This is a genomic window from Desulfovibrio porci (assembly GCF_009696265.1).
GTDB classification, from domain to species: domain Bacteria; phylum Desulfobacterota; class Desulfovibrionia; order Desulfovibrionales; family Desulfovibrionaceae; genus Desulfovibrio; species Desulfovibrio porci.
This window is the reverse complement of record NZ_VUMH01000002.1, coordinates 260,502-282,039: the sequence shown is the minus strand read 5'-3', so window position 1 is coordinate 282,039 and position 21,538 is coordinate 260,502. Positions and strand designations below refer to the sequence as shown.

The 21,538-nt window shown below is 63.8% G+C and carries 18 protein-coding genes; 6 read left to right on the top strand and 12 right to left on the bottom strand.

Annotated features, from left to right (window positions below; all coding sequences use genetic code 11):
- Positions 1-66 precede the first annotated feature (66 nt).
- Together FYJ44_RS03190 and FYJ44_RS03185 are read left to right on the top strand one after the other, a co-directional pair.
- Entirely contained in the window at positions 67-921 is an 855-nt protein-coding gene (locus FYJ44_RS03190) for a zinc metalloprotease HtpX (RefSeq protein WP_154509087.1), read from the top strand.
- A 38-nt stretch (positions 922-959) separates the two neighbouring features.
- Complete coding sequence (locus FYJ44_RS03185) at positions 960-1,349, top strand: DVU_2496 family lipoprotein (RefSeq protein WP_154509085.1); 390 nt, start codon at positions 960-962, stop codon at positions 1,347-1,349.
- A gap of 120 nt (positions 1,350-1,469) precedes the next feature.
- Here FYJ44_RS03185 and argJ read toward each other — a convergent pair whose 3' ends face one another.
- From argJ to FYJ44_RS03140, 9 genes are all read right to left on the bottom strand, one after another.
- Positions 1,470-2,654: a bifunctional glutamate N-acetyltransferase/amino-acid acetyltransferase ArgJ gene (gene argJ / locus FYJ44_RS03180; RefSeq protein ID WP_320860727.1), complete on the bottom strand. Its 1,185-nt coding sequence runs from the start codon at positions 2,652-2,654 to the stop codon at positions 1,470-1,472.
- A gap of 253 nt (positions 2,655-2,907) precedes the next feature.
- Positions 2,908-4,986, bottom strand: coding sequence for an elongation factor G (gene fusA, locus FYJ44_RS03175; protein ID WP_288230054.1), 2,079 nt, complete (start codon positions 4,984-4,986; stop codon positions 2,908-2,910).
- A gap of 96 nt (positions 4,987-5,082) precedes the next feature.
- A complete protein-coding gene (gene rpsG / locus FYJ44_RS03170; protein WP_154509081.1) occupies positions 5,083-5,553 on the bottom strand; it encodes a 30S ribosomal protein S7 in 471 nt (156 codons plus the stop codon).
- A gap of 136 nt (positions 5,554-5,689) precedes the next feature.
- Positions 5,690-6,061 (bottom strand): 30S ribosomal protein S12, encoded by a 372-nt coding sequence (gene rpsL / locus FYJ44_RS03165; RefSeq protein ID WP_008683436.1) that lies wholly within the window; start codon positions 6,059-6,061, stop codon positions 5,690-5,692.
- 409 nt (positions 6,062-6,470) lie between these two features.
- Entirely contained in the window at positions 6,471-8,222 is a 1,752-nt protein-coding gene (locus FYJ44_RS03160) for a methyl-accepting chemotaxis protein (protein WP_154509079.1), read from the bottom strand.
- Positions 8,223-8,342: 120 nt separating this feature from the next.
- Positions 8,343-9,833 (bottom strand): OprD family outer membrane porin, encoded by a 1,491-nt coding sequence (locus FYJ44_RS03155; RefSeq protein WP_288229738.1) that lies wholly within the window; start codon positions 9,831-9,833, stop codon positions 8,343-8,345.
- A 3-nt stretch (positions 9,834-9,836) separates the two neighbouring features.
- Positions 9,837-12,059 carry an EAL domain-containing protein gene (locus FYJ44_RS03150; RefSeq protein ID WP_326833662.1) on the bottom strand — a complete coding sequence of 741 codons (2,223 nt, stop codon included), beginning with the start codon at positions 12,057-12,059 and terminating at the stop codon, positions 9,837-9,839.
- Between the two features lie 468 nt (positions 12,060-12,527).
- The gene (locus FYJ44_RS03145; RefSeq protein WP_229772469.1) at positions 12,528-13,589 is read right to left on the bottom strand and encodes a hypothetical protein; all 1,062 of its coding nucleotides are present in this window, start codon (positions 13,587-13,589) and stop codon (positions 12,528-12,530) included.
- 139 nt (positions 13,590-13,728) lie between these two features.
- On the bottom strand, positions 13,729-16,407 hold the full coding sequence (locus tag FYJ44_RS03140) for a valine--tRNA ligase (protein ID WP_154509077.1): 2,679 nt from the start codon (positions 16,405-16,407) through the stop codon (positions 13,729-13,731).
- A gap of 38 nt (positions 16,408-16,445) precedes the next feature.
- Between FYJ44_RS03140 and FYJ44_RS03135 the strand changes: the two genes are divergently transcribed.
- Positions 16,446-17,771 carry a BPL-N domain-containing protein gene (locus FYJ44_RS03135; RefSeq protein ID WP_154509075.1) on the top strand — a complete coding sequence of 442 codons (1,326 nt, stop codon included), beginning with the start codon at positions 16,446-16,448 and terminating at the stop codon, positions 17,769-17,771.
- 16 nt (positions 17,772-17,787) lie between these two features.
- On the opposite strand, the gene FYJ44_RS03130 is transcribed toward FYJ44_RS03135, so the two are convergent.
- Positions 17,788-18,000: a response regulator gene (locus FYJ44_RS03130; protein WP_195840936.1), complete on the bottom strand. Its 213-nt coding sequence runs from the start codon at positions 17,998-18,000 to the stop codon at positions 17,788-17,790.
- On the opposite strand from FYJ44_RS03130, the gene FYJ44_RS14410 reads away from it, so the two are divergent.
- Positions 17,981-18,367, top strand: a complete 387-nt coding sequence (locus FYJ44_RS14410; RefSeq protein WP_195840935.1) for a hypothetical protein — start codon at positions 17,981-17,983, stop codon at positions 18,365-18,367. The two genes, FYJ44_RS03130 and FYJ44_RS14410, sit on opposite strands and share 20 nt — an antisense overlap.
- Here the strand turns inward: FYJ44_RS14410 and FYJ44_RS03120 are convergent.
- Positions 18,348-18,755 carry a hypothetical protein gene (locus FYJ44_RS03120; protein ID WP_154509069.1) on the bottom strand — a complete coding sequence of 136 codons (408 nt, stop codon included), beginning with the start codon at positions 18,753-18,755 and terminating at the stop codon, positions 18,348-18,350. The genes FYJ44_RS14410 and FYJ44_RS03120 overlap by 20 nt on opposite strands.
- Positions 18,756-18,909: 154 nt before the next feature.
- Positions 18,910-19,890 carry an AEC family transporter gene (locus tag FYJ44_RS03115; protein WP_154509067.1) on the bottom strand — a complete coding sequence of 327 codons (981 nt, stop codon included), beginning with the start codon at positions 19,888-19,890 and terminating at the stop codon, positions 18,910-18,912.
- Between the two features lie 441 nt (positions 19,891-20,331).
- Between FYJ44_RS03115 and FYJ44_RS03110 the strand changes: the two genes are divergently transcribed.
- Together FYJ44_RS03110 and FYJ44_RS03105 are read left to right on the top strand one after the other, a co-directional pair.
- Positions 20,332-20,901 (top strand): hypothetical protein, encoded by a 570-nt coding sequence (locus tag FYJ44_RS03110; protein ID WP_154509065.1) that lies wholly within the window; start codon positions 20,332-20,334, stop codon positions 20,899-20,901.
- A complete protein-coding gene (locus tag FYJ44_RS03105) occupies positions 20,898-21,443 on the top strand; it encodes an adenine phosphoribosyltransferase (RefSeq protein WP_326833664.1) in 546 nt (181 codons plus the stop codon). The genes FYJ44_RS03110 and FYJ44_RS03105 overlap by 4 nt, the downstream gene beginning before the upstream one ends.
- Positions 21,444-21,538: the final 95 nt, after the last annotated feature.

Genomic DNA, 21,538 nt, shown 5'->3' with positions numbered 1-21,538 from the left:
TAGTATAGTGGTGTTACGGTACGGAAAATGCCCCGCGGCACAGCTTGAAGACAAGGAGAATATGTAATGACCAGCCAGATAAAAACCGTTTTACTGCTGGCCCTGCTTTCCGGCATCATCATCGTGCTGGGCGGCCTGATGGGCGGCCGCACCGGCGTGATCATCGCCTTCGGCCTGGCCCTGGTGATGAATGTGGGCAGCTACTGGTATTCGGACAAAATCGTGCTGTCCATGTATCATGCGCGGGAACTGGCCCCCGAGGAAGCGCCCTATCTGCACAGGATCGTGGAAGAACTGGCCGTCAACGCGGGCATTCCCAAACCGCGCGTCTGCGTGGTGCCGGAAGAAGCCCCCAATGCCTTCGCCACGGGCCGCGACCCGCAGCACGCGGTGGTGGCCGTGACCGAGGGCCTCATGCGCCTGCTCTCACCCGAGGAACTGCGCGGCGTGGTGGCCCATGAGGTGGGCCATATCGTCAACCGGGACATCCTCATCCAGACCGTGGCCGGGGTGCTGGCTTCGGCCATTGTGACCCTGGCCAACATCTTCCAGTTCACGGCCATTTTTGGCGGCAACCGCGACGGCGAAGGCGGCGGCAACCCCATCGGCGCGCTGGTCCTGGCCCTGCTCGCGCCCATTGCGGCCGGTCTGATCCAGATGGCCATTTCACGTTCGCGTGAATATCTGGCCGACGACACGGGCGCGGCGCTCTGCGGCCAGCCTCTGGCCCTGGCCGGGGCCCTGGCCAAACTGGGCGCGGCCAGCGGGCAAATTCCCATGCGGGAGGGCAATCCCAGCACGGAACAGATGTTCATTGTGGCTCCGCTGTTCGGTAACGGCGGCATGGCCAACCTGTTCAGCACGCATCCGCCGCTGGAGGAACGCATCCAGCGCCTGCGGGCCATGGCGGCCCGGCGCTGACTCCTTTCACCATCCGTTTCACAACAAAGGTCGAGGTTATGAAATCACGCGCCCTTCCGGGAATCATGCTGGCTCTGCTGCTCGCCGCCTGCGGCGGCAAAAGCGCGCCTGTGGAGCAAGCCGCTCCCCAGCCTGCGCCCTGCCCCTTCGTCTATGTCTACGCGCCGGGCAATTACATTATCGACATCGCCGGAGGCGCGGATGTGGTGTTGGACCCCATGGCGCAGGATTTTCCGCTCTTCTGCGCGCCCACGGACGCCCGCGCGGCGCTTAACGCCGAAATCGCGGCGGGCCGCCTGCCCGCGGGCGACTGGCGCATCTACCGGGTGGAAGGCCAGTTTGACGATCTGGCCCAGAAATCCGGCCCTAACCAGTACTCGCTCAAGCGCATGGCCCCCATTGTGGACTGGGTGACGGAAAATATTTAGCGTGGATTTCCACGTTGAAACGGCTCTGAACGCGGCGCCAAGCGCGCGAGAAGGCCCGCTCCTGTACCGAGGAACGGGCCTTTTTTGATTTGCAACAGCGCCGGAGTAAGGTACTCCGTTCTATGACCGATAGTCCGAATTCAGCGTCACATACTCATGTCCCAGATCCGAGGCCTGGAAGGTATAGCCGCCGGGGCCGCCGCCCAGGTCAATCTCCACGTCCACATCCTTGGCCTTGAGCAACTCGGCCAGCTTTTCCTCCTGATCGTCATTGACCGGACGGCCCAGACGGAAGCGCTCCACCCCGCAGAGGCGCAGGCCCACCTTGGAGGGATCAAATTGCGCGCCGCTGTACCCCACGGCCGTGACAATGCGGCCCCAGTTGGCGTCGCCGCCGTAGATGGCCGTCTTGACCAGCTGGGAATGGCCCACGCTGCGGGCCACCAGTTCGGCGTCCTTGTCGTCGCGGGCTCCGGTCACCGTGATGTGGATGACCTTGCTTGCGCCTTCGCCGTCCATGACCAGCATGTGCGAGACCGTGCCCAGAATGGCCGTCAGGGCCTCCTCCAGCAGAGCCAGATCCGCTTCGGAGCGGGCGGCCACGCCGGACGCGCCGTTGGCCAGGCCCAAGATGGTGTCGTTGGTGGACGTGTCGCCGTCCACGCTGACCCGGTTGAAGGTCTTGTCTACGGCCCGGCCGAACATGGCCTGCCACGGCGCGCGCTCCACGTCGGCGTCCGTGAGGGCCACGCAGAGCATGGTCGCCATGTTGGGGCAGATCATGCCCGCGCCCTTGGCCATGACCGTCAGGCGCGCCGTGCCCCCGGAAAGCGTCACCTCGCGCATGGCGAACTTGGGAAAGGCATCCGTGGTCATGAAGGCACGAGTGAAGCCCTCGGCGTCGCGGCTGCCCAGGCTTTGAACCAGGGCGGGCACGGCGTCGCGCCAGAGATCCATTTTGAGATGCGCCCCAACCACGCCGGTGGAAACGGGCAGAATTTCCCGCGGCGTCAGGCCCGCGGCCTCAGCCACCATCTTCTGCGTGGCCCGACAGTTGTCCAGGCCTTCCTCGCCGGTGCAGGCGTTGGCCTGGCCGGAATTGGCCAGCACCGCGCGGGCCGTGCCGCATGTGCCGAGGATTTCCTGACAGACCAGGACCGGCGCGGCCTTGAACAGGTTTTGGGTGAACATGCCGGCCAGCACGCAGGGCCGGTCGGAAACAATCAGGCCCAGGTCGTCGCGGCCCGCCTTCTTGAAACTGGCCGCCGCGGCTCCGGCTTTGAAACCTTTGGGAAGATCGTCGATCATGGAACGCCTCGTGCGTGAAGGTGAGAAAAAGCTTTGGGGGAAGGAAACCTTGTTTCAACAAGGTTTCCTTCCCCCAAGCCCCCATCCTTCCAAAAACTTTTATCCGGTCCGCGTACAGCTTCAAAAGCGCTGCACTCGCTCCGCTCGACGACGGAAGAACATCCAAATAAAAATTTTAGGGGGTAGGGGGTCGGGGGAGGAGACCTTTTTTAAAAGGGGCCCTCCCCCGCAAAAAAACATCTTCAAGCCATTAGTTCTTAGCCTTTTGAATCTCTTCAGCCAAGGCCGCAGGCACGCGTTCGTAATGGTCGAACTGCATGGTGAAGGTGGCGCGGCCCTGAGTGCGCGAACGCAGGTCTGTGGCATAGCCGAACATGGAGGCCAAGGGCACCTGGGCACGCACGCTCTGCGCGCCGCCGGCGCGGGCTTCCATGCTCTGCACGCGGCCGCGACGGCCGTTGAGGTCGCCCATGACGTCGCCCAGATATTCTTCGGGCGTGACCACTTCCACGTCCATGATGGGCTCCAGCAGCACCGGACCGGCCTTGTGCATGGCGTCCTTGATGGCCATGGAACCGGCCACGTAGAAGGCCTGTTCCGAGGAGTCCACTTCGTGATAGGAGCCGAACACCAGGTTGACCTTGAGGTCAACGCAGGGGAAGCCCGCCAGTACGCCGGACTTCATGGCGTCCTGAATGCCCTTGTCGATGGCCGGGATGTATTCCTTGGGAATCACGCCGCCGGTGATCGAGTTGATGAACTCATAGCCCTTGCCCGGATTCGGCTCCACCTCAATGACGCAGTGGCCGTACTGGCCGCGGCCGCCGGACTGCTTGGCGTGCTTCATGTCCGACTTGGAGGGCTTGGAGATGGTTTCGCGGTAGGCCACCTGAGGCTTGCCCACATTGGCGTTGACGTTGAACTCGCGGGTCAGGCGGTCCACGATGATTTCCAGATGCAGTTCGCCCATGCCGGCGATAAGGGTCTGGTTGGTTTCCTCGTCGCCCTTGACGCGGAAGGAGGGGTCTTCCTTGGCCAGCTTGTTCAGGGCGGCGGAAAGAGCGTCACGGTCGGCCTTGGTCTTGGGCTCGATGGCCACTTCAATGACCGGTTCGGGAATATTCAGGGATTCCAGAATCACTTCGCGCTTTTCATCGCAGAGCGTGTCGCCGGTGGAGGCGTTCTTCAGGCCCACCAGAGCTACGATGTCGCCCGCGCCGGCCCACTTGATGTCCTCGCGCTTGTTGGCGTGCATCTTGAGGATGCGGCCGATGCGTTCCTTCTTGCCGGTGTTGGCGTTGTACACGCTGCTGCCCGATTCCAGGCAGCCGGAATAGATGCGGAAGAAGGAGAGGTGCCCGATGAAGGGGTCGGAAAAAAGCTTGAAGACCAGACCGGCCAGGGGCTCCTTGTCGTCGCAGTGGCATTCGATGATTTCATCTTCCTTGCCGGGCACGTGGCCGGTCATGGGCGGAATATCCACGGGCGAAGGCAGATAGTCCACCGTGGCGTCCAGCAGAGGCTGCACGCCCATGTTGCGGAAGGCCGAACCGCAGAGCACCGGCACGATGTTGCGGGCGATGGTGGCCTTGCGGATGCAGGAGATGATCTCCTCTTCGCTGAGGGTTTCCCCGCCCAGATACTTTTCGAGCAGGGCTTCATCCTCTTCGGCCACGGCTTCCAGCAGTTCGTGGTGTTTTTCGTCAAAGAGGTCCTTCAACTCGGCGGGCACGTCCTCCTCGACGAATTCAGCGCCCTTGGTGGTCTTGTCGAAACGGATGGCCTTGCCGCGCACCAGATCCACCACGCCTTCAAACTTGTCCTCAGCGCCGATGGGCAACTGCAGGGGCACGGCCTTGGCGCCCAGACGGTCGTGGATCATGTCCACGCAACGGAAGAAATTGGCGCCGATGCGGTCCATCTTGTTCACAAAGCAGATGCGCGGCACGTGATAGCGGTCGGCCTGACGCCAGACCGTTTCGGACTGCGGCTCCACGCCGGCCACGGCGTCGAACACGCAGACAGCGCCGTCCAGCACGCGCAGGGAGCGCTCCACCTCAATGGTGAAGTCCACGTGGCCGGGGGTGTCGATGATGTTGATGCGGCAGTCCTTCCAGAAGCAGGTGGTGGCGGCGGAGGTAATGGTGATGCCGCGCTCCTGCTCCTGCTCCATCCAGTCCATGGTGGATTCGCCGTCGTGGGTTTCGCCGATTTTATGGGAAACGCCGGTGTAAAAAAGGATACGCTCGGTGGTGGTTGTCTTGCCGGCGTCAATATGGGCCATGATGCCTATATTGCGCTGTTTGTCTACGGGAACAGTGCGGGACACGGTATTTCCTCCATACTGCGGAAGGGGTGGTACCAAACCGACGCCGCTTCCTTGCGGACGCGGCGTCGGCGGCATGCGAATCTGATCGTGGCGGCCTTACCAGCGGTAGTGGGAGAAGGCCTTGTTGGCGTCGGCCATGCGGTGGGTGTCTTCACGCTTTTTCACCGCGCCGCCGCGACCGTTATAGGCATCCAGCAGTTCGGCGGAAAGTTTGGCGGTCATCCCTTTTTCACCGCGCGAACGGGAATAGTTGATCAGCCAGCGGATGGACAGGGAGACCTGACGCTCGGGACGCACTTCCATGGGCACCTGGTAGGTGGCGCCGCCCACGCGGCGGGCCTTGACTTCCATATGCGGCTTGACGTTGTCCAGGGCCTTTTCAAAGGCGCGCATGGGATCTTCGCCCGTCTTTTCAGCCAGGGTTTCCAGGGAGCTGTAAAAAATCTTTTCAGCCGCGCCTTTTTTGCCGTTATACATCAGCCGGTTCACGAATTTGGTGACCAGACGGCTGGAGTACAGCGGATCGGGCAGCACTTCCCTCTTGGGAACAGGACCTTTACGAGGCATGGGGTTTCTCCTTCATGCGTATATTGCGGCGTCACCAACCCCGCGACGCGCCGGCGCCCAACCTGAAAGCGGGCGGCCGTGGCGCGGCGCATGGCGCACGCCGGACGGATGGTCAAAAGTGAACGGAATCGAAAACCTACTTGGGTCGCTTGGCGCCGTACTTGGAACGGCTCTTGCGGCGGTCGGCCACACCGGAGGTATCCAGGGTGCCGCGCACGATGTGATAACGGACGCCGGGAAGGTCTTTCACACGGCCGCCGCGGATGATCACCACGGAGTGCTCCTGCAGGTTGTGGCCTTCGCCGGGGATGTAGGCCGTCACTTCAATGCCGTTGGTCAGGCGCACACGGGCGACCTTACGCAGGGCCGAGTTCGGCTTTTTCGGGGTGGTGGTGTAAACGCGGGTGCACACACCGCGACGCTGCGGGCAGGCCTGCAACGCCGGGGTCTTCTTGCGTTTCACCACGGCCTTCCGCTCAATGCGGATGAGCTGATTGATCGTGGGCATGTATTCCTCCATAAGGAAAGTTACACAGGGAAAACTCCAAGGGGTTGGACATAGCCCAGACGAGGCCGGACTGTCAAGGGGCGCGGCGATTTTCAGCGGGCGGACGCATCTAAAAAATCTTATTTATCGACTTGATCGCCCGAGAGACGGACAAAAAGGGGCAAAGCCACCTTTGTTCCGCCGGAGCGCAGCGCAGGCGGATGGCTGGCGTCGGGAGCATCCTAAAAAATAAGATTTTTCGGTGCCGGCAAGGCTGGTTTTGACGGATAATCACGACAAATAAGAGGCCGGCAAAACTAAAATTAAATCCGTCCGCCCTGCGATTTTCAGCAGGGCGGACGGATAAAAAAGCGGGCTTGTCTCCATCCGCCCTTCGGGCGTCAAGCCTCTCCCCCGCCGCCGTGCGCGCTTACTCCCTGCCGCGCATTTCCATGACCAGAGAATGCAGGGTCCGGGTCTGCGCGGCCAGATCCGCCACGGAGCGCGCCGCGTTGTTCATGGCCTGGGCGGTCTGCCCGGCCACGCTGTCCACCTCGTTGATGGCGTCGGCCATCTCGCGGCTGGAGGCGGCCTGCTCCTCGCTGGCCGTGGCAATGGCCCGCACCTGGGTGGCCGCGCCGTCCACAATGGCGACGATTTCGCGCAGGGCCTCGCCGGACCTGCCGGTCAGTTCCGTAGCCTGCTCAATGGTCTGCACGGTCTCGTCCACCTGGCGCATGTTCTTGTCCGCGCTCTGCTGGATGGCGCGCACGGCATTGTCCACATCCGTGGTGGACGCCATGGTTTTTTCGGCCAGCTTGCGCACCTCGTCGGCCACCACGGCGAAGCCGCGCCCGGATTCGCCCGCGCGCGCCGCCTCAATGGCCGCGTTGAGAGCCAGCAGATTGGTCTGGTCCGCGATATCCGAAATCACGCCCATAATCCGGTTTACCGCCTGGGCGTGCTGGCCCAGGGTCTGCATATCCTCTTTGAGCTGACGGGATTGTTCCTGCACGCTGCGGATGCTCCGGGTCACATCCAGGACGACGTCCGCGCCCTCCTCGGCCTTCTGACGCGCATCGGCGGAAAGCTCCGCCGCGGAGGACGCGTTGCGGCTCACCTCAATCACCACGGAACTCATCTGCTCCATGGCCGAGGCGGTTTCGGAAATCTTGCGGGCCTGCACCTCAGCGCCCTGCTTGGACTGAATAATGCCGGTGGACAGCTCGCCCGAAGCACGGTTTGCGTTGCTCACCACATCTTCAATGCGTTGGCAGGCCTCCAGAATCAACTCGTTTTTGGCCGCCGACTCCCGAGCGGCCTCCTCGGCCGAGGTCAGGGCCGCTTCGGCTTCCCGGCTTTTGGCCATGGCCATATCGGTCTGTTCGCGGGCTTCCTCAATTTTATGCTTGAGCGTGCCGACCATCACGCCCAGCGCCGCGTTCAACTGGCCTACTTCGTCTTTCTGAATGATGCGCGGCTCACGCAGATTGCCGCCTGCCACTTCCTGGGCGTAGAGCACCAGGGCGCGCAGGGGCCCGGCGATGCTGCGGGTGAGGAACACGGCCAGCAGCACGCAGACCAGCAGGATGCCGCCGCTCATCAGCAGGGCCACGCGCCGACTCTGAACGAGGGTGTTGTCCAGGGTGGCGTTGGAGCGGGCGAGATCCTCGTCCACCAGCTTGATGGCCTTGCCCAAGCCCTCGCGGATCAGGACCAGGTTTTTGGCGATTCCTTCCCTGTACCGCCTCTGGGTGGCCGCGGCATCGCCTTGTTCATGGGCTTCGATAATCCCCGGCACAGAGGCGTGCAAACCCAGATGCGGCTTTTCCAGCGCGTCCAGAATCGGAGCCACGGCGGGCAGGCGCTGCTCCAGCTCCCGGCGGCCGTCGCTGTAAAACCATTTTCCAAAGGCGCACTGGCGGCCGTCGGTGACCACATTGAGCTTGGTCACCGTATCATCCAGAATGTAGGCCGCCACCTCGCCAGCCCAGATGAAGTGGGCATTTTCCGCCTTGAGCAGAGTCAGTTCGGACTCGCTGCTGCGGTCCAGATCGTCGGACACCCCGGCAATGTTCTCAATGATGTTGAAGTTGTAACAGGCATACAGGCCGAACAACAGGACAATGCCGCCAAAAGCGATGCCCAGCTTGTAGACCAAGCGGATGTCTTTCCAGCGCATAACCTCTCCTGAGGAAAATATGGGAGCCTTCGCCGCGCGGAGGCGCGGCTGACCCTCTTGTTCTGCTATACGGCGGGCTTTGTCCAGGGATTAGAGCGGGACTCGATATTTTTTTCCGGCTCAGAACGAAAAAGGCAGGCCGATCAGAATTTTGAAATCGTGCTCGGACTGGAAGCCGTTTTTGTACACGGACCAGCTGGGCGCGTCCGTGCCGTTGCGGTATTCCGTGTAATGCAGCTTGACGAAGGCTCCCGCCAGCGGGCCGTCGGGCTTGACGTAGCCCAGATCGCCGCTCACGGCCCATTCCCGCAGGCGCTCGGACGCGCCCCAGCCACGGCCGTCCCAGCCCACGGCCCCGCTCACGCCCAGGTAAAAGCCCGGCACGGGCAGGATATCGTCCAGCCGCCGTTCCACGCCCGCGAACACGGCTTTTTCGTCGTCCGCGTTCCAGTCCGAACGATTGTCCCACCAGACCTCATACGCGCCCTTGGCTCCGCCGCTGCGGTCCGCCAGGCGGTAGGCGAACTGTCCCTGGCTCCAGGGACCGGACATGGGCGCGCTGGTATAGGTGCCTTCCAGGCGAAAGGTCCACATGTCCAGCTCATAGAGGCCGAAAAGGTAATGCTGGAGGGCGATGCCGTCGAAATTGTCATTGACGCCGCCGTCATCGTCGCTGTCGGTCATGGCGTAGAGGTGGTAGCCGAATTTCAGCCGCCCCGGTCCCGCAGGCAGCTCCCAGCTGCTTTTGAAATGCGCGTTGTGCAGATGCCCCGGCGACTGCCCGTAGGCCGCCTCCAGAGTGATGCCGCTGTCGAAGGCGTAGCGCGCGCCCAGGCTCCAGACGCCGGGCAGATGGCTTTCGCCGTCGTTTTTCATCAGCTTGTACTCGTCCAGGAACCAGGGGGCCTTGTAGGTGTCGGCCAGCATGCCGGCCACGGAAAAACGCCCGAAATCCAGGCCCGCGTTCACGCCCCGCCAGGAACCGGGCATGATGGACCAGTTCACGCCCAGCACGCCGGGGCCTTCGGGCTGAAGCCAGCCAACGCGCAGCCAGGCCGGACCGGCCTTGGCCTTGAGCGCGGCCTTGTAGATGGAAAGACCGCTGAGCGTGAAATGCCTGCTCCAGTCCGGATGCCAGGGATCCCGCCAGGGCTCGAAGCCCATTTCGTGGTCCGGCGCGCCGTAATTGAACAGATCGTGAGAGGTGAACACGCCGAAATCAAAACCCAGGTGATCCCAAGCATAGCCGGAAACCAGATCCAGATTGGCCTGAAGAGAGCCGTGGCGCAGATTGGTGCGGTAGGTCTTGCGTTCCACGTCGTAGCGCCGGCGGTCGCGGCCGAAGAAATACAGGCCGCCGCTGACGCGGGCGTCATGCCAGAAGGGACGGAGCGGACTGTCCGCGAACAGGCCGGGCGGATCGGCGACCGCGTGCTCCGCGCTGTCCAGGGGTTTCACGGAATCCGCGAGATTCGGGGGCGTCGCGGCGACGGGGGTGGGTCCCGGCAGGCACAACAGGCCCAGAAGGCAGCACAGAACCGCCGCCAGCCACACGCCGTGCCGCTGCCTGCGAAAATCACCCGGAATGCGGCTACCGTGCCGTTGCGCCACAGGCTAAGGCTCCCTGACGGAAGTCGGCCGCGCCGCGCCGGAGGCGGCGGAAAAGCCGCCTCCATCACAAAGGGCATGATTCGCCTGAATATAGGCCAGACATTCCCGTTCGGGCAGGGACGGGCTGTAGCGCCAGCCCTGGAAGATGTCGCAGCCTTCTTCGCGCAGGATGGCGACCTGTTCGTCATTTTCCACGAATTCGGCCACGCAAAGCATGCCCCGCGCCCGGCAGAGGCGGGTGATGGAAGTCACGATATCCCGGCAGATGGGGTTGGTGACCAGTTCCTTGGTGATCTCGCCGTCGATCTTCACGTAATTCACCGGGAACTGCTTGAGATACTTCAACGAGCTGTGGCCCATGCCGAAGTCGTCAATGGCGATGGAAAAACCCAGATCATGCAGGCGCGTCAGCACCCGGCTTTCCGGCGAACCGGAGTCCAGAGCCCTGGATTCGGTCACCTCCAGGCTCATCAGCGCGGGCGGCAGCCCCCAGCGCCGGGTCATCGCCATGAACTGTTCCGGCAGGGAGTCCTGCAATTGCAGCGCGGAGACATTAACCGCCATGCTCAGATCCGTCAGCCCCGCGTCCAGCCACCGCCTGCGCGTACGGCAGGCGGTTTCGAAAATCCAGAGTCCCATGGGCCGGATCAGACCGGATTCCTCGGCCAGGGTCACGCCCACAGGCGCGGGAATAGCCCCGTAAACCGGATGCCGCCAGCGCAGCAGGGATTCCACGCCCACCACCCTGCCGGTCAGGGCGTCAACCTGGGGCTGATATTCCAGGGAAAGCCCCCGGGCCTCGCGGCTCCCCTCTTCCAGATCCGCGATCAGGCTGCGGGCCAGGGTGCCCGCGTCGTCCTGCAGACGGCTGTAAGGCGCGCCGTCCCCGGCGTAAATCCTTTCGGCCAGGGTGGCGAAGGCCGCATTGGTGCGCCGGATGTTGACCTTGTTGGTCAGCACCACAAAAGGCGCGTAAATACAGATGCCCAGAGAGAGATTCAGCAATTGCAGCAGGGTGCCGCTCAGAGAGCCGGTGGTCAGATAGCCGTTGAGCAGAACGGGCGTGGTCCATTCCAGGGCCACGCTCGCGCCCGGCACCAGACCGTAGCTTGCCGCCAGATAGCTGACGCCGGCCAGTAGCAGCGGCGTGCACACAAAGGGAATCAGCATCAGGGGATTGAGCACCACGGGCAGGCCGAACAGCAGGATTTCATTGATATTGAACACGCCCGGCAAGAGGGAGAGGATGCCCAGCCCCCGGCTGGTGCGGGTCTTGCCGAACAGAATCAGCGCGCCCGCCAGGCAGATGCTTGACCCGGAACCGCCCATGAACACGAACACGTCCATGAAATTTTTGGTCATAATGTGCGGCAGGGGCAGACCAGCGGCGGCGGCCGCTTCATTGGCCAGCATGGCCGCGCCGTAAATGTCGTGGGTGATGGGGTCCAGCACGTTGGCCCCGTGGATGCCCATGAACCAGAGCACATGCAGGGACAGGATGTAGAGCAGGCTCCGCTCCAGGCCGTCATGCAGGGCGTCGAAGGGCAGACGGATGTAATGATGGGCCAGTTCGTGCACGGACGAACCCGCGCCGTGCAGCAGCGCGCCCACGCCGGCAAAGACCAGCAGGGTCAGAATACCGGGCAGAAAGGAATTGAAGGTCCGCGGCAGGGCGATGTCCGGCGCGCCGCCGCGCAAGTGCAGATGGAGTTGCTTGAAGGAAAAGAAAAACAGAAACAGCCGGGTGGAGGCCAGGCCCACCAGCAGGGCCACAAAAAGACCGGCAACGCCGAACCAGCGCAGATATTCCGGTGAGGTCGACTGCGGGAAAAGACAGAACAGGGCCGCCAGATTAACAAGCCCGGCAATGACCGGGTTGGCCCGGAAAATCCGGCTGCCGCTGTTGAACTGGTCCACCAGGTGCTGGCCGATGGAAAAAACCAGACTCAGGGACATAATGGCGAACGTGCCGCTGTAGAGCGTCTCGCCGAACAGGGTCCAGCGCGGACCGAAACAACGGACCATGAAATCCTTGTAGGCGGCAAGGGGAAAGCTGTTCAGCAGAATCGCCAGAGAGCCCAGGAACATGAAGGGCAACATGACGATGAGCGCCGAACGGACAGCGGCCAGGGTGGGAATGCCCGCCGCCTTGTCGGCCAGAAAGAGCGCCGGGCTGACCAGGCGGTTTCGGAGGATGGCGGCAGCATCCGTCAGTTTCACATTCACGGGAACCCTTGGGCGCGGCGGACATCCCGCGCTGGACGGGCGAAGCCATGGCAACAACCCTGGCGGGGCTGACTTCGGTTGGTGGACGCCCGGCGCGGCTGTCCGTAAAAATGACGCAACAAAACACCCCACAGCGGGATATCCCGTTGTTGCACCGAAAAGCTTCTCTCAACATAGCGATAGGCCGTGCTTTGTCAATGCGCAACGCGGCGTTTGCCAGGGCCGGAGCATCTCGTTTCGGCGTTTGCCGGCCTTTTATGTTTGCCGGGATGCTCCGTCGAAACCAGCCGTCCATCCGCGCTTCACTCCTGCGGGGCAAAGACGGCCCTGCCCTTTTTGTTCGCTCCCGGGCTATGGGATCACTCTACATAAAGATTTTTCAGATGCGTCTGTCCCGCGGCGTTGGGAACGCCGTCCACGGCTGAAACGCGAAACGCACGCGACAGGGTTCAAACGCCGGAGGCGCTTCTACGGACAGGGCGTCAGAAACGAGGCCCGCTCCTCGCGCACAATGCCCAGCACTTCCTCCAACTGGGCTAGGCTCGGGCGGCCGTGGTTGCCGGACAGCAGGCGCAGCAGGCTGTCCACGGTCTCCAGACGGGTCGCGGCGAAGCGCGCGTCGCCGAGCAGGCCGCGCCGCGCCAGCAATTCCACCAGCTTGCCCTGGTTGGTGCTCAACGCCGCGTGCACCTTGTGGAGCGGCTCCAGAGTGTCGCTTTCGGCGGCGGCCAGCACCATGACGGACGTGGTGTACAGGCGTTCCAGAAAAAGACCGTACAAATGCGCTCCCAGCAGGCGCAGGTTGGCTTCGCTTTGGGAGGCGGCCCGCAGCATGGCCCGTACCTGGGCCTCGCTGCGCCGCACGATGATTTCCCGCCCGGCGGCGCTGGTGGGATTTTTGGCCAGGATATTTTTTTCCTTTTGCGTCAGGGCGGGCAGATGGGTCGCTGGACTCAGCTTGCGCAAGAGACGGTTTTCGCGCGCCGCGTCCTCGGCCTTGCCGAAGAACAGGGCACAGGCCTGATCCGAAGCCGCCATGCCGCTGAGCACCGCCGCCTGATCCCAGTCGCCGGGCTGGGGGCAGATGCCGTTGGGCACGGACAGTTCCGCCTGATAAGCGAAACCCGCGGCCTTGAGCAGGCCGATATCATCCAGGCTCTGGCGCAGCGCGCGGATGTCCAGCAGGGGACGCATCTCCGCGACCACGGCGGCGGGTCCGGCCTGTTCGCCGGATCTGGCTGTGTTCACGGAAGGCAGGGCGATGCCCTCTTCCAGACCGGAACCGGGGTCGTCGGTGTCCGGCGCAAGGGCGGCCTCCCTGTCCCAGCCCGGGGCCGGATGCGCCTCGCGGTGTTGCGCGCTGACGGCCCCTCCGGCGCGTGACGCGGACTGCCCGCCCGGCGTCTCCCGCGCGGCCGACGTGGACGCGCCGAGACCGGCGGCCCGCGCGGGCGCAAGCGGCGAACTCAGACACAGGGCGAGACAAAGCATCAAGGCAAGACATGAAAAATAAAATGCGGAACGCGGCATGCTTCCTCCGGGCGAGTGCGCCGGCCCATCCACGCAGGGTCCGTGCGCCACTGGAGCAGATTACCGTTACAAAGGCACATCCTTTAAAGACGCCCACTAATGACGCGGCCCGGCTCTTTTCAGGGCCGGGCCGTCATGATTACTCTTCGGCCAGAGCCTCGGCGAAACGGGCTCGCAAGGCCTGCAATTTGGCCTTGGCGTCCAGCAGCTGCCCGGCGCGTTCGCGCTCGCGCGCCACCACTTCGGCCGGGGCGCGGCTCACGAAGCTCTCATTGCTCAGCTTCATGTTCACGCCCACCACGTCCTTTTCCAGCTTGGTCAGTTCCTTGTCCAGACGGGCTAGTTCACCGGCCAGATCCACGGCCCCGCGCAGGGGCACGATGACCTGACAGCCCTGGACCACGGCCGAGGCCGAAGCTTTGGGCGCGTGCACATCCGCCCCCAGCTCAAGGGATTCCAGACGGGCCAGCGTCGTCATCAGGCCCCGGTTTTCCTCCAGCAGGGCGGCCTGCTCCTCATCCGCGGGATGGAGCAGCAGACCCACCTTGTGGCCGGGGCTGATGCCCAGCTCGGCCTTGATGGTGCGCACGGCCACGATCACGCCCTGGATCAGTTCCATGCGACCGGCCTCGGCCTCGCGCGCGCAGCCGGGCCGCAGCGGCGGGTAGGGTTCCAGGGCCAGATCCGTGGGCCGCTCCCCGGCAGGCACGGGCAGAGCGCGCCAGATCTCGGCGGTGACAAAGGGCATGATGGGGTGCAGCAGCACCAGCAGCTCGCGCAGCACCAGCCAGAGCACATACTGGGCCGCGGCCTTGCGCACGGGGTCATCGGACTGCATGTCCGGCCCCATATCCGGTTTGACCAGTTCCAGATACCAGTCGCAGAACTCGTTCCAGAGGAATTTGTAGCCGACTTGGGCCGCATCGTTGAAGCGATAGTCCGTGAGGGCCTGGTCCATGTCCAGTTTGACCATCTCCAGACGGTGCAGAATCCACTGGTGGTGCAGGCCCTGTATGTTTTCCAGGTTCACGGACGCGGGCGCCTGCTCCGGCAGATTCATCAGGGCGAAGCGAGCGGCGTTCCAGAGCTTGTTCACAAAATGGCGGTAGCCTTCGATGCGCCCTTCGGACAGGCGGATATCCCGGCCCATGGCCGCGAAGGCCGTCAGCGTGAAGCGCAGGGAGTCGCAGCCGTATTTTTCGATCATCAGCAACGGGTCAATGACGTTGCCCGTGGATTTGGACATCTTGCGGCCGGTGGCGTCGCGCACCAGGGCGTGCAGGTAGACGTCGCGGAAAGGCGGCTGCTTCATGAAGTGCTGGCCCATCATCATCATGCGGGCCACCCAGAAGAAAATAATGTCAAAGCCCGTGACCAGCACCGAGGTGGGATACCAGCGCGCCAGCTCCCTGGTCTGTTCCGGCCAGCCCATGGTGGAGAACGGCCAGAGCGCCGAGGAGAACCAGGTGTCCAGCACGTCCTCGTCCTGTTCCAGATGGTCCGAGCCGCACACCGGGCAGACGTCAGGCGCTTCCTCGGCCACGATCAGCTTGCCGCAGGCCCGGCAGGTCCAGGCCGGGATGCGGTGGCCCCACCAGATCTGGCGGCTGATGCACCAGTCGCGGATGTTGTCCAGCCAGTGGTAATAGGTCTTGAGCCAGGATTCCGGGAAAATTCTGGTCAGTTCCGGCACTGCGGCGCGCGCGGCCGGGGCCATCTTGGTGGCGGCCACGAACCACTGGGTGGAAACGTGCGGTTCCACCACCGTATGGCAGCGGTAGCAGTGGCCCACGGCGTGCTCCAGTTCGGCCACGCCCACAAGATCTCCGGCGGCCTCAATGTCCGCCACGATCCTCTCCCGGCACTCCTGCTTGGACAGGCCCGCGTAAGGCCCGGCCTCGGCCTTCATCACGCCGTTTTCGTCAATGACCTGCACGAATTCCAGATTGTGCTTTTTGCCCAGCATCCAGTCGTTGTGGTCGTGGCAGGGCGTCACCTTCAGCGCGCCGGTGCCGAATTCCCGGTCCACGTAACTGTCCGCGATGATCGGCACTTCGCGCCCGAGCACGGGCACGCGCGCGGTCTTGCCCACCAGGTGGGCGTAGCGTTCGTCCTCGGGGTGCACGCAGACGGCCGTGTCGCCGGGGATGGTTTCGGGCCGGGTGGTGGCGATGACGATGGAGCCGGAACCGTCCGTGAGGTGGTAGCGCACGCTCCAGAGCCTGCCCTTGCTCTGCTCGTGTTCCACTTCGTCGTCGGCCAGGGCCGTATGGCAGCGCGAGCACCAGTTGATGATGTAATCGCCCTTGTAGATCAGGCCCTCATCGTACAATTGCACGAAAACCTTGCGCACCGCCGCCGAAAGGCCCTCGTCCATGGTGAAACGCAGGCGCGTCCAGTCCACGGAAGCGCCCAGGGCGCGGATCTGATCCAAGATGCGGTGGCCGTAATCCTCGCGCCATTCCCAGACCCGTTCCACAAAAGCCTCGCGGCCCAGGTCCCGGCGGGATTTGCCCTCCTTGGCCAGAGCGCGTTCCACCACGTTCTGGGTGGCGATGCCCGCGTGGTCCGTGCCCGGCACCCAGAGCACGTTTTTGCCCTTCTGGCGGGCGTGACGGCAGAGCACGTCAATAAGCGTGAGATTCAGGGCATGGCCGATATGCAGCGCCCCGGTGACGTTGGGCGGCGGAATGACGATGGAATAAAGTTCGCCGGGCGCGTCCGGATCGGGCGTGAAAGTTTTCGCCTCTTCCCAGTGCTTGCGCCACCGGGCTTCCACGTCATGGGGCTCATAGCCCTTGGGGAGGGTATCCGCCATCTTGCTTTCTCCGTAAAAGGCGGCGATAGTGCCGGCTTATGCAGCCCGCGCAGCCGATCCATATCTTATGGGACGCATCCCACATCTGGGGCCTGATGGCCTGGCGCGCACTGCGCGCGCTGGGACTGTCCTGCCGCCTGGTTAAGGGCCAAGAAATAGCCGAAGGCGCGCTTTTAGGCAAGCCGGGTTCCCGCCGGGACGCCGGGCGCGCCGCTCCGCCTCCGCTGCTGGTGGTCCCCGGCGGCAACGCCCGCCTCAAGGCCCTGGCTCTGGGCGAGGCGGGGCGCGCCGCCGTGCGCGCCTATCTGGAACGGGGCGGCAGCTATCTGGGCTTCTGCGGCGGCGCGGGCCTGGCCCTCAGCCACCGCGACCCGCGCGAGGGACTGCAACTCTGCCCCTGGTCCCGCGCCGCCTATCCCCAGCGCCTGCACCATCTGATTTCCGGCCATGTGCGGGTGTGTGCCCGCTCCGGTGAAGAACTGGCCCCGCCCGGAAACGCCCGCGACAAAGACGGTGCGGTCCTTTCCCTGCCGGTCTGGTGGCCGGGACGCTTCGCGGCGGAAAATACGGAAGGGGTGCGCGTGCTGGCGGCCTATACCGCTCCGGACGCGGACTTCTGGCTGGCGGACCTGCCCCTGCAACGCATCCCGGCGCACGTCTTCGAGGCATGGCAGGCCCTCTACGGAGTCAATCTGTCGGCGGATTTTCTGACCAACCAGCCCCTGGTGGTCAGCGGCGCGTACGGGCGGGGCCGCTACGTGCTGAGCTATTCGCATCTGGAAACCCCGCAGAGCCCGGACGCCAACGCCTGGCTGGCCCATCTGCTGCGCCGTCTGGCCGGCCTGGAACCCGGGCGGGAGCTGGTGCCGGGCTGGGAGCTGGGCGAACCCGCCCCGGCCTGGCCGGACTACAAATCCGCCGCGCCCCTGCTGGACGCCCTGCGCCGGACCCGCGCCCTGCTGGATCTGGCTGTGGAGCACCACCTTTTTTTCCGGCGCGCGCCCTGGCTCTGGGGCTGGCGCACGGGCCTGCCCGGCGCGGCCTGCAACAATCTGCACGCGGCGCTCTGCACCGCCGTGAGCAGCGCGCCCTCCGGGTGGGCGCTGGACTACTGGCGCGGCATCCGCCCCCGCTTCGCGGAACTGGCCGCGCTGTTCGCGGCCGGGGCCGAGGGCTATCTGCTGGCCTGCCGTCTGGCCGAAACGCTCTCCCCAACCCTGCCCGACGCCGTGGACAAACGCGGTCTGGACAATCAGCGCGAGGCCCTGTTCGGGCATCCCATGCACGGCGGCGGCCTCATCGAGGAACTGCTGGCCATGACGGAAGAGCTCATCTATCTGTCGCAGGACGCGCCCGGCGCATAAGCCCCCGGCGTCGGAATCAGGCGTCCCGCTTCCGGCGCATGAGCCTGTCGGTCAGCCTGTACATCCGCGCCAGATCCACGGGTTTGGCGAGATGGGCCGACATGCCCGCCTCATGACAGGAACGGACGTCTTCATTCAGGACGGCGGCGGACATGGCCACAATGGGGACGCCCCGCCCGTCGGCGCGGCCCAGGGCGCGGATGCGCCGGGTGGCTTCCAGCCCGTCCATCACCGGCATTCTGCATGTCCATGAAAATCATGTCGTAAAGGCCTTCCGGCGCGGCCGCGAAAATTTCCACGGTCTGGCGACCGTCCTCGGCCTCGTCCACAACGCCGCCGACCTCAGTCAGAAGCGCCACGGCTATCTCGCGATTCAAGGCGTTGTCATCCACCAGCAGAAAACGCCTGCCGCTGAAGTCATATGCCGCCACGACGGCCGGAAGATCCCTTTCCTGCTGATGGTGCGTTTTGGCCATGCATTCTTTCAGGATATGCAAAAGATTGGACTTCATCAGCGGCTTGCAGATAAAACCGTCCACCCCCGCGCTCAGGGCCGCCTCTTCATACTCCGTCCAGTCATAGGCCGAAATCAGTGATGATCGTCACCTGCGGCCCCACACAGGCCCGAATCAACCGGGCGGTTTCAATGCCGTCCACATAATCGTATTCAGCGCGCACCGCGGCCTCCACGATCTCTGTGCGCCGGAGCTCGTTGACATTGCGGCTGAGCAGCAGGACGCGGTCCGGCTCGCCGCGCGCGTCCGTCAGCAGACTGAGACAGGCCTCATGCCATTCAAAGCCGAACAGGCCGTTGCGGAAACGCATCTCAAACTTTTTTTCCCGACAGCCGGAGGCGGCCATGCCGCGTAGCGCCTCCATGGAGAGCACGGCATCCCATCCGGCCCGGTCGGAGGGATAAACACAGCTGTCCGCATAGAGCCGGAACAGTTCGCTGTACGGCCCGGGAATTGTCCACCAGTTCACGCAGAGTCAGGCCAGATAGGTTCATGCAGTTCTCCCGGCATTCCGCAGAATATGGATGTGTGAAGCTGGAAAAACAGGCCGCTTTTTCAGAAGCGCGGCGCACTGTCGGCCGCAGTTACCTCAAAAAAAGGGGGGTACAGTTTTTTTCAGCGCTTCAGATCATCCCCAGCCGCATGAACAGCCAGACAAAACCGGTCAACGTGAACATGCTCAGGCCGTTAGAGAGCACAGCCGTGAGTGCGGCCTCCTCGGGCACGGCGCTGTAGACTTCGGCCAGCACCGTAGCCACCAGAGCCGTGCCCGTGCCGCTCATGATCACGCCGATGGCCAGCCAAGCCCCGGAAATGCCCAGCAGCCACATAATGCCCCAACAGAGCAAGGGGTGCAGCAACAGCTTGCAGGAAATCAGCCAGACCTGACGCAACGCCGCGTGCCCCTCGGCCCGGCGCAGGGCCAAGGCCAGTTTCTGTCGCAGGTCCAGGCCCAAGGCCAGCAACATGCAGGGGGCCGCCGTATAGCCCACCAGACTGATGGTGCGGTCGAGCGGCGCCCAGAGTCCCAGGCCGGACAGGGACAGGGCCGCGCCCGCCAGGGTTCCCAGCAGGATGGGATTGCCCAGCACGAAAAGCCGCAGCAGAGCCATGAATCCGGAACGGGAACCGTCGCCCCAGGCCGCCGCGCCTGCCAGCATGTCCAGCCGGGCCTGGCCCATGATCATCACGATATTGGGCGTCAGGGTGGCCAGACCCGCGATGAGCAGGGCCTCCTGATTGCCGGGCAGCAGATTGGTCACAATGGGCAGGCCCACAAAAGCCGTATTGCAGGCGCTGCAACTGAGCGCCGAGATCACGGCCGGGCCTGTGCCGCGACGGCAGACGAGGCGGTCGCCCCAGTAGCCCAGAGCGAAAACGATCAGCTGCGAACCGATCAGGCCGAGCCAGAAGCCGCCGTGGGTCAGATCGCGAGGATGCGCTCCGGCCAGAATATGCAGAATCAGCAGCGGCAGGGCCAGTTTGAGCACATAGACGCCCAAGGCCGCGCCGGCGCTCTCGGGCAGCACGTCCCGCGCGCGCAACAGCACGCCCATGCCGATAATCAGAAAAATGGGAACAACCGCGAACAAGGCTTCCAGCATGACCCCCTCCCCCGCGTCGCCTGACGGACGCATTCCCGCCGCTGCCGCAACACGTGGCAGCCGGACGACGGGAGTGATCATGGACCTGGAGGAAAAGCTTGTCCAGCAAGTATTGTTTGAACAATCAAACAGTACCCAGGAGAGGGTCCTCCCCTTTTCAGAGCCTGTGGCGTCAGCGCACCTTGAAGCCACCCGCTCTTCAGCATAACCCCGCGCGGCGGCGTCATTTTGCTGCAACGCCGCCTTCCGCGTCCCGCGCTCTTCCGTCTTTCCTCATACCCCGCGGCATTGTTTGGGCAAACAAGCAAAACTTGCCGACGAACAAAAAAAGTTTATAATGAAAACTTTCGGACAAACGGCATGGACGAGCGCGCAAGGGACGTATTCAGAAGCAACGGCAAAGCCCGCTTTTTTGGGGCTTCCCGTCTGTGGAGCAGAGTTATGCTGAACGAAATGGTGAGGAACTACGGCACACTGGGCAAAGGACTCAGCGCGCGCGACAATATTGTCATCAAGGGCATGAAGGCCCTGCATCTGCTCGCGGCCACGGCCTGGGCCGGCGGCGCGCTTTCCATGCAGGCGCTCAGCTTTCTGCGGCTGTCGTCGGCCGACCCGGAATTTGCCGCGCAAGTAGCCGTATGTCTGCATTTTGTGGACACCTGGGTGGTCATGCCGGGGCTGGCGGGCTGTTTGCTGACGGGCCTGTTCTACTCCAGCTGCACGGCCATTGGTTTCTTCAAATTCGCCTGGATCGGCTACAAATGGCTGATCAGCCTCTGCGCGGGCTTCTGGGGAACCATGTTCTGGGGGCCGTGGGGCGACGACCTCATTGCGCGGCTCGTTCCTCTGGGCCTGGACGGGCCACTGCGTTTCGTGCGCGCCTGCATTCTGCCGGAAAGCATGTGGGAGGGCGCGTTGCAATTGGCCATCATTCTTTCCATGTGCCTGATTTCCGTATACCGGCCCCTTTCCTTTCATCCCCTGCACGATAACCGCCACCATGCGGCCTGACGCCGTGCGGCCCGCCGAAGCTCCCCCATTATGGACATCGCATCGCTTATCCGCACCGTGCCCGATACCCCCAAGCCGGGCATCCTTTTTTACGAATCACGCCCCTGCTGAAGTCCGGGGCGGCATTTCGCCATGTGACCGACCTCATGTACGAGGCGGCGCTGCCGTGGCAGCCGACCGTCGTGGCGACGGTGGACGCGCGCGGCTTTCTTTTTGCCGCGCCGCTTGCGCAACGTCTGGGCGTGGGGCTTGTGCCCGTGCGCAAACCCGGCAAACTCCCATACAAGACCATTTCCGCGTCCTATGATCTGGAATACGGCTCCGCCACGCTGAATATGCATACGGACGCCCTGACCCCGCGGGACAGAGCGCTGATCGTGGATGACGTTCTGGCCACCGGAGGAACGGCGGCGGCGACCATGAGCCTTGTCCGGCGGCTGGGAGCCTCCGTCGCGGGCTGCGCCGTGCTGCTGGAGCTTGACGCCATGGGCGGGCGCAAGGCGCTGGAAGGCGTGCCGTTTTTCACCGTGCTGCACGTCTAGAACGCGGCACCGGATTTCGGGACAGCCAAAGAAAGGAAGAACGCGCCGGCTTCAGGCTCTCTGTATCGTTACCGATCCGGGCGTACTGATGACAC

Excerpts from the sequence above, each read along its gene's own strand:
- FYJ44_RS03190 (WP_154509087.1), top strand. The coding sequence starts at position 67 with ATGACCAGCCAGATAAAAACCGTTTTACTGCTGGCCCTGCTTTCCGGC.
- FYJ44_RS03185 (WP_154509085.1), top strand. The coding sequence starts at position 960 with ATGAAATCACGCGCCCTTCCGGGAATCATGCTGGCTCTGCTGCTCGCC.
- rpsG (WP_154509081.1), bottom strand. The coding sequence starts at position 5,553 with ATGCCTCGTAAAGGTCCTGTTCCCAAGAGGGAAGTGCTGCCCGATCCG.
- rpsL (WP_008683436.1), bottom strand. The coding sequence starts at position 6,061 with ATGCCCACGATCAATCAGCTCATCCGCATTGAGCGGAAGGCCGTGGTG.
- FYJ44_RS03160 (WP_154509079.1), bottom strand. The coding sequence starts at position 8,222 with ATGCGCTGGAAAGACATCCGCTTGGTCTACAAGCTGGGCATCGCTTTT.
- FYJ44_RS03145 (WP_229772469.1), bottom strand. The coding sequence starts at position 13,589 with ATGCCGCGTTCCGCATTTTATTTTTCATGTCTTGCCTTGATGCTTTGT.
- FYJ44_RS03140 (WP_154509077.1), bottom strand. The coding sequence starts at position 16,407 with ATGGCGGATACCCTCCCCAAGGGCTATGAGCCCCATGACGTGGAAGCC.
- FYJ44_RS03135 (WP_154509075.1), top strand. The coding sequence starts at position 16,446 with ATGCAGCCCGCGCAGCCGATCCATATCTTATGGGACGCATCCCACATC.
- FYJ44_RS03130 (WP_195840936.1), bottom strand. The coding sequence starts at position 18,000 with ATGGACGGGCTGGAAGCCACCCGGCGCATCCGCGCCCTGGGCCGCGCC.
- FYJ44_RS03115 (WP_154509067.1), bottom strand. The coding sequence starts at position 19,890 with ATGCTGGAAGCCTTGTTCGCGGTTGTTCCCATTTTTCTGATTATCGGC.
- FYJ44_RS03110 (WP_154509065.1), top strand. The coding sequence starts at position 20,332 with ATGCTGAACGAAATGGTGAGGAACTACGGCACACTGGGCAAAGGACTC.